Source organism: Novosphingobium guangzhouense, assembly GCF_002896965.1.
Taxonomy (GTDB): Bacteria; Pseudomonadota; Alphaproteobacteria; order Sphingomonadales; family Sphingomonadaceae; genus Novosphingobium; species Novosphingobium guangzhouense.
This window is the reverse complement of the sequence record NZ_LYMM01000032.1, coordinates 74,998-81,365: the sequence shown is the minus strand read 5'-3', so window position 1 is coordinate 81,365 and position 6,368 is coordinate 74,998. Positions and strand designations below refer to the sequence as shown.

The 6,368-nt window shown below is 66.1% G+C and carries 7 protein-coding genes and 1 tRNA gene; 5 read left to right on the top strand and 3 right to left on the bottom strand.

The annotated features are described in order from the left end of the window. Positions 1-108: 108 nt before the first annotated feature. Together A8V01_RS11935 and A8V01_RS11930 are read left to right on the top strand one after the other, a co-directional pair. Positions 109-798, top strand: a complete 690-nt coding sequence (locus A8V01_RS11935) for a response regulator transcription factor (protein WP_103096078.1) — start codon at positions 109-111, stop codon at positions 796-798. A gap of 22 nt (positions 799-820) precedes the next feature. Beyond that, the gene (locus A8V01_RS11930) at positions 821-2,209 is read left to right on the top strand and encodes a sensor histidine kinase (protein ID WP_170065905.1); all 1,389 of its coding nucleotides are present in this window, start codon (positions 821-823) and stop codon (positions 2,207-2,209) included. A 116-nt stretch (positions 2,210-2,325) separates the two neighbouring features. Here A8V01_RS11930 and A8V01_RS11925 read toward each other — a convergent pair. Next, positions 2,326-2,412 (bottom strand) — tRNA-Leu (locus tag A8V01_RS11925). 282 nt (positions 2,413-2,694) lie between these two features. Between A8V01_RS11925 and A8V01_RS11920 the strand changes: the two genes are divergently transcribed. Genes A8V01_RS11920 through A8V01_RS11910 form a run of 3 tightly spaced genes read left to right on the top strand, consistent with a single transcriptional unit; the run spans position 2,695 to position 4,573 of the window. Further along, positions 2,695-4,182 carry a helicase HerA domain-containing protein gene (locus A8V01_RS11920; RefSeq protein ID WP_103096076.1) on the top strand — a complete coding sequence of 496 codons (1,488 nt, stop codon included), beginning with the start codon at positions 2,695-2,697 and terminating at the stop codon, positions 4,180-4,182. 11 nt (positions 4,183-4,193) lie between these two features. Further along, positions 4,194-4,370, top strand: a complete 177-nt coding sequence (locus A8V01_RS11915; RefSeq protein WP_103096075.1) for a DUF4169 family protein — start codon at positions 4,194-4,196, stop codon at positions 4,368-4,370. Further along, entirely contained in the window at positions 4,370-4,573 is a 204-nt protein-coding gene (locus A8V01_RS11910) for a hypothetical protein (protein WP_103096074.1), read from the top strand. Before A8V01_RS11915 ends, A8V01_RS11910 begins: the two co-directional genes overlap by 1 nt. Before the next feature lie 53 nt (positions 4,574-4,626). Here A8V01_RS11910 and A8V01_RS11905 read toward each other — a convergent pair whose 3' ends face one another. Both A8V01_RS11905 and A8V01_RS11900 read right to left on the bottom strand, forming a co-directional pair. Continuing rightward, complete coding sequence (locus tag A8V01_RS11905) at positions 4,627-5,106, bottom strand: hypothetical protein (protein WP_103096073.1); 480 nt, start codon at positions 5,104-5,106, stop codon at positions 4,627-4,629. Positions 5,107-5,217: 111 nt separating this feature from the next. Further along, on the bottom strand, positions 5,218-6,276 hold the full coding sequence (locus A8V01_RS11900) for a L,D-transpeptidase family protein (RefSeq protein WP_170065904.1): 1,059 nt from the start codon (positions 6,274-6,276) through the stop codon (positions 5,218-5,220). Between the last annotated feature and the right edge of the window lie 92 nt (positions 6,277-6,368).

The following is a 6,368-nucleotide window of genomic DNA, read 5'->3' as shown; positions in this document are numbered from 1 at the left end:
CCCCCCCCCCGGGGCCCCCCCCCCCCCCCCCCCCCCCCCCCCGCCATGGAGGCGTGCAGTTCCCCCGAACTCGACGGCGGTGCATGTCCGGGATAAGGCTTGCGATGCATGCAGATACTTCTGATCGAGGACGATGCCGCTCTGGCGGCGCACATCATGGCCGGCGTGCGCGAGGCCGGGCACGTCGTCGAGCATTGTGCCGATGGGCGCGACGCGCTCGTGCGGGCGACTTGCGAACGTTACGACGCGATCATCCTCGACCGCATGCTGCCCACGCTAGACGGGCTGAAGGTGCTGGCCGCGCTGCGCGCCACCGACGATGCCACGCCGGTGCTGATCCTGTCGGCGCTTGGCGATGTGGACGAACGCGTGCGCGGCCTGCGGGCGGGCGGGGACGATTACATGGCCAAGCCCTTCGCGATGTCCGAACTGCTTGCCCGGCTGGAAACGCTGGCGCGCCGCAATGCGCCCGCTGCCGGCACAGCTCCGGAAACCGCCAGCGTGCTGCGCGTCGACGATCTGGAGATCGACCTTTCCGCCCACACGGTAATGCGGGCCGGCCGCCGCATCCCCCTGACCCTGCGCGAACTGCGCATCATCGCCTATCTTGCGCGCAATGCCGGGCGGGTGGTGACACGCACCATGCTGCTGGAGAACGTGTGGGACTACAACTTCGACCCGCAGACCAACATCATCGACCAGCACATCAGCAAGCTGCGCCAGAAGATCACCGCCGATGGTGAAGCCAACCTCATCCACACGATACGCGGCGTCGGCTACACCCTGAGGGCCGAATGACGGTGCCAGCATGAGAATGGCGATGACGCGCCTGCTGCGCAGCTTCTCGTTCCGGCTGGCGCTTACTTACGCCGGGCTGTTCTGCCTGTCGGTCGGCCTCATCATGGGGGTCGGCTACTGGCTGCGCGTGGTGGTGCCGATGGACGCCACCCATCGCATGGTCGAAAGCGACAGCGATCAGTTGCGCAAACTCTACGCAGCCCGCGGCGTGGAGGCCCTGACCATCGCGCTGGACCGGCGCGCGCAGCACTCTGACGGGCCGAAGGCTTTCCACGCCCTGCTCTCGGCCGATGGCAAGGTGCTGACCACCAATCTGCCAAGCTGGCCCGCACGGCCTTCCGGCCACCTGTCGCTGATCGAAGCCGATACCTTCGTCGAAGGTGCGGAAATCGATCACAATGCGCTGGTGAAGGACCAGATCCTGCCCGGCGGCGTGCGCCTGATGGTCGGCCGCGACGTGGAGGACGTGACCAGCGAGGCGCAGGTGCTGCGCACCGCCGCAGTCTGGATCCTTGGGGTGACGCTGCTGCTGGGCCTCGTCGGCGGCTGGCTGATGAGCCTTGCCATCGGCAGCCGCATCGAAGCGGTGACACTGACGGCGCGGCGGGTGATGGCTGGCGATCTCACCCGGCGCGTGCGGGTGCTGGGCACCAACGACGACTTCGACCGGCTGGGCGAAGCGCTGAACCTCATGCTCTCGCGCATCGAAACGCTGTTCCAGGCGGTGCAGCGCGTGTCGGACAATGCCGCGCACGAATTGCGCACGCCGCTGGCCCGGCTGATCGGGCGGCTGGAAACGCTGGAGCAGGCCGCCGGCACCGACATGACGATGCGGCTGGCCGCTTCCGACGCGATCGTCGAGGCCAACCGGCTGCAGCAGATCCTCTCGGCGCTGATGCGGATATCCAGACTGGAAAACGGGCGCCACCCGCTTGAACTGCAACGCACCGACGTGGTGCAACTGCTTGAGGATCTTGCCGAGTTCTATCAGCCCGAAGCCGAACGTCTTGGCATCGAACTGGTGATATCGGCCCGGCGGCCGCTGGTGGCCGACCTTGACCTCGATCTGGTGTTCCAGGCCCTGTCCAACCTGCTCGACAATGCCCTCAAGCATGCCGGAGCGGGGCATCGGATCGAGATTTCGGCAACGCGCCGCGCCGCGGGGCTGGATCTCAGCGTGCGTGACGACGGCCCCGGCATTGCATCGGACGAAACGGCGCAGGTGACCGAACAGTTCTATCGCGGCAAGGGTTCGGACGGCGTGCCCGGCGATGGGCTGGGCCTCAGCATGGTCGCCGCGATCGCCCATGCCCACGGCGCGTCGCTGCAATTCAGCGATGCACGGCCGGGCCTGCGCGTAACTCTGGCGATTCCGGAGCATCGGCTGGGGCAGGCGTCCCCGTATCCGTGATGCCCGTATCCGTGATGCCCGTGCCTGTAATGACAGAAAAAGGACGCCACAGCAGCTGATCCCCCTCTTGCGAGGGGGGCCCGAAGGCTATGATCAGTGCTGTCTGCAAAACTGCCTGGTGCGGTCGAGAAGACTCGAACTTCCACGGGCTTTCGCCCACAACGACCTCAACGTTGCGCGTCTACCAATTCCGCCACGACCGCTAAATCTTGGAGCAGGATTTGCATCCGCTCCGGGGCAGGAGCGCGCCATTAGCGCAGGAATTCGGACCCGGCAAGCCGGTCATGCAGATTATTTTCAACAAACGTCATTTTCCTGCGTCCGGGGCTGGAATCCCGTGCTTGCCCGGAAGGATCTCTCCATGCACGCCCGCAAATAGCTGCAGGAATGAGGCAAACCCGCGCACTCCCCCCTGATTCGCCCAACCTCTGGATAACGCCGCGCCCGGCTTGCACCCCGCCGCCCGCTTTGGCAGGAGCCATCCCGTGAGCGCGAACATCGTCATCGGCACCGCCCAGCGCGGCGAACCGGTAGAGATCGACATCAAGGAACTTCTGGCGACCCGCCTGCTGGTGCAGGGCAATTCCGGGTCCGGAAAGTCGCACCTGCTGCGCCGTATCCTTGAAGAGAGCGCGGGCATCGTCCAGCAGGTGGTGATCGACCCTGAGGGCGACTTCGTCAGCCTTGCCGAACAGTTCGGCCACGTCGTCATCGACGGTTCCGCTTATGGAGAGGCCGAGATCGCCCGCCTTGGCGCGCGTATCCGCCAGCACCGCGCCTCGGTTGTGCTGGCCCTCGACGAGCTGGAAATCGACCAGCAGATGAAGTGTGCGGCGCAGTTCCTCAACGCCCTGTTCGATGCCCCGCGCGATCAGTGGTATCCCGCCCTTGTCGTGGTGGACGAGGCGCAGATGTTCGCCCCTGCCGCCGCCGGCGAAGTCTCCGAAGAGGCCCGCCGCGTCAGCCTTGCGGCAATGACCAACCTCATGTGCCGTGGCCGCAAGCGCGGTCTTGCGGGCGTGATCGCCACCCAGCGCCTGGCGAAGCTGGCCAAGAACGTCGCGGCGGAAGCCAGCAACTTCCTGATGGGGCGCACCTTCCTGGACATCGACATGATCCGCGCCGCCGACCTGCTCGGCATGGAGCGGCGGCAGGCCGAAACGATCCGCGACCTTGCGCGCGGGCAGTTCCTGGGCCTTGGCCCCGCCATCGCGCGGCGGCCGGTGTCGGTCAGCGTCGGCTCGGTCCAGACCGGCGCGAAGTCGGTGACGCCCGGCCTTGCCCCGCTGCCCACCGCGACGACCGAAGAACTGCGCGAACTGCTGCACGACAACCTCCACGTCGAGCCGGAACGCCCCGAATTCCACCGCCCCGCGCCCCGCGTGGACGATGCCGAGACGCTGGCGCGCCGCATCGCCGCCAACGAACTGCTTGAACCCACCACCGCGCAAGCCCGCGAACGGGAGCGCGAGCGGGAACGCAACGAGCCCGGCGCCGAGGAAAGCCGCGCGGCGATGATCGAAATCATGAACGTCATGGCCGAGGAACCGGACTGCACGTTCCAGTCATCGACCACGCTGTTCCAGGACTTCACCATCCGCTGCCGGATGAAGGGCATTTCGGTGCGCGGACTGGACGCAACGATGTTCCGCCGCGGCTTCGCCGCCGCGCTGGCCGGGATCACCGACCCCGACGATGCGCGCTGGGAAGACCTTATCAACTTGTCCAAGCACGTCCCCGACGATGCACTGGCCACCTTCTACGTGATTGCCCGCGCCGCGATCGACGGCAAGCCCTGCCCGGACGATATGGACCTTGCGCGGATCTACGGCACCAGCAGCCCGCGCCGCGTGCAGCGCCTGCTCGATTATCTGGAAAAGGACGGGCTGATCGTGGTCCGCACCGATTTCTCGGGCAAACGCTCGGTCGGGCTCCCGGATCTTGGCGTGACAACCGCGCCGGTCGAGGCGTAAAGTCGGCCATCATGGCCGAGATCATCAACCTGCGTATGGCCCGCAAGGCCAGGGCCCGCGCCGCCGACAAGGCCGAAGCGGCTACCAATCGCGCGCAGCACGGGCGCACGAAAGCGGAGAAATCCGCAACGCAAGCCGAAATCGCCCGGATCGAGCGCACGCTTGACGGCGCCAGACGAGAAGACTGATGCGCACCACTTACGAAGACGCCAGCGTGCGCCTCTACCACCTGGACGGCGGAGCCGAAGGCGGCGCGGCAAACACGCTGTTCTATGGTCCGCTGTCCGAAGCCATGCGCCTTGCCTCGCTACAGAGCGAGGACGTGCAGGACGGCCTGTTCATCGCCACCGACAACGACGTGGTGGCTTACGTGGACCTGATCGACTACTGAATTTCACCGATGGGGCTTCGATCGGCCAAGCTTGTCGAAGCCCCATCCGCGCGTCAGAACTTCGCCTGCACGCCCGCCGCGACGTAGTGGTCGCCGACATTGACCTTGCCATCGAGGAACGGCGCCAGCGGCATCGCGGCCGTGCCGTAAGCGCGCAGGTCGTTGCCGATCAGGCGTGCACCAAGACCGAAAGTGAAGGACATCGGCAGCGTGTAAGTTGCCTCGACCTTGCCGAAGATCTTCGTGCCCGAATCGTCGCAGTGGCTGTCGCCCACCTGTTCGTCATTGGAACGGCGGAAACACTGCGAGCTGTCCTCGTAGTAACCGTCATGATCGCGCTTGTGGAAGAACGCGCCGACGGCAGGAGTGATCGAGAAGCCGCCGTCCTGGATCACCGGCACGCCGACGGCAAGTTCGCCGCCCCAGCTGCCTTCGGAACGGGCGACATTGGCCTCGGCGGTAACGGTGGCCGCATTGGCGGAAGAGGCGGCGAAAGCGCAGATGCCGGCAAGGGCGATCAGGCGGATCTTCATGGGCGGGGGATCCCTGTAACCTTGGAAACGATCACAATCGGCTAGATTCCGCGCTTCCTGCGGACAAGAGGGGCGGATTCGCCCTGCCCCGTTAAGGACTCGCCCCGTCGCTTACGCCTCGAACAGCACTTCGGTGCCCGCATGGATCATCTGCGCCAGCCGCGCCGCGTCCCAGTTGGTCAGGCGCACGCAGCCGTGGCTTTCGGTGCGGCCGATCTTCGCAGGCTCGGGCGTGCCGTGGATGCCGTAGTGCTCCTTGGACAAGTCGATCCAGACCACACCGACCGGGCCGTTGGGACCGGGGGCAAGGCGCTTTGCGGTATCGTTCTTGTTGGCATCCCAGAACAGGTCGGGATCGTAGCGGTAATCGGGATTTCGCGAAGTTCCCTTGATCTCCCACCGGCCAAGCGGCAGCGGATCGTGCCCGCTGCCGGTGGTCACCGGGAACTGGGCGATCAGCTTTCCATCTTTGTCGAAAGCCTGAAGCGTGCCTTCCGACTTGTCGACGACGATCTTCTCGGCCGTCGGCTGATCGCCCGCCACGCCCAGGGTTTGCAGCGTCTCCGACCAGCCGCGCTCATCGCCCTCGATCTTCGCGACGGGGACGTTGGCGATCGCGGGAACCCGCACCGTCGTTCCCGCACCGATCTTCGTGCCATGACCGTTGAGCGCCACCAGCGTATCGGGCGTGGTGTGGAAACGTTCCGCCAGCGCTTCGGTGAGCGAACGGTAGCCGAGGCGGTCGAACCCCGCCTGCTGCGAGGTCTTCGTCGGCAGGTTGCGAACGAAGGGCCCGCGCGCGAAAGCCTCGGGGATCACCACCAGCCGCGTCGCCGCCATCGGCTGCCCGTCGAACAGCGCCTGCTGCGTGGCCGGGTCAAGCTTGCCGGTGCGCGGCAGTCCCCGCGCTTCCTGATAGCCACCAAGCGCCAGCTTGTAGGACTGCCCCTCTTTCCCGTCGATCACGCCGGGCGAGAATCCCGCGCGATCCAGCGCCACTTGCGCGCGCATCGGCAGACTGTCCGCCGCCTCCGTCTCGCCGCCGCCGGGGGCATCGGCGAAAGCCAGCGGACTGGAACTGTTTGTTGGAGCCTTCGCCTGCTCCGCCTGCTGCCCGCAAGAGGCCAGCAGCACGAAACAGGACAAGCTGAGAGGGACAAGACGATTCAAGCGGCACCCATCGTTATGGTTCTTGTTGCCATTGAAAACGCCCGAAAACCGGGAAGGCTCCGCAAACGAAAAAAGGCGGCCCCGCAGGACCG

What these genes read in the sequence shown, in the direction of transcription:
- A8V01_RS11930 (WP_170065905.1), top strand. Translation starts at nt 821, where the DNA reads ATGACGCGCCTGCTGCGCAGCTTCTCGTTCCGGCTGGCGCTTACTTAC.
- A8V01_RS11905 (WP_103096073.1), bottom strand. Translation starts at nt 5,106, where the DNA reads ATGAAGATCCGCCTGATCGCCCTTGCCGGCATCTGCGCTTTCGCCGCC.
- A8V01_RS11935 (WP_103096078.1), top strand. Translation starts at nt 109, where the DNA reads ATGCAGATACTTCTGATCGAGGACGATGCCGCTCTGGCGGCGCACATC.
- A8V01_RS11910 (WP_103096074.1), top strand. Translation starts at nt 4,370, where the DNA reads ATGCGCACCACTTACGAAGACGCCAGCGTGCGCCTCTACCACCTGGAC.
- A8V01_RS11915 (WP_103096075.1), top strand. Translation starts at nt 4,194, where the DNA reads ATGGCCGAGATCATCAACCTGCGTATGGCCCGCAAGGCCAGGGCCCGC.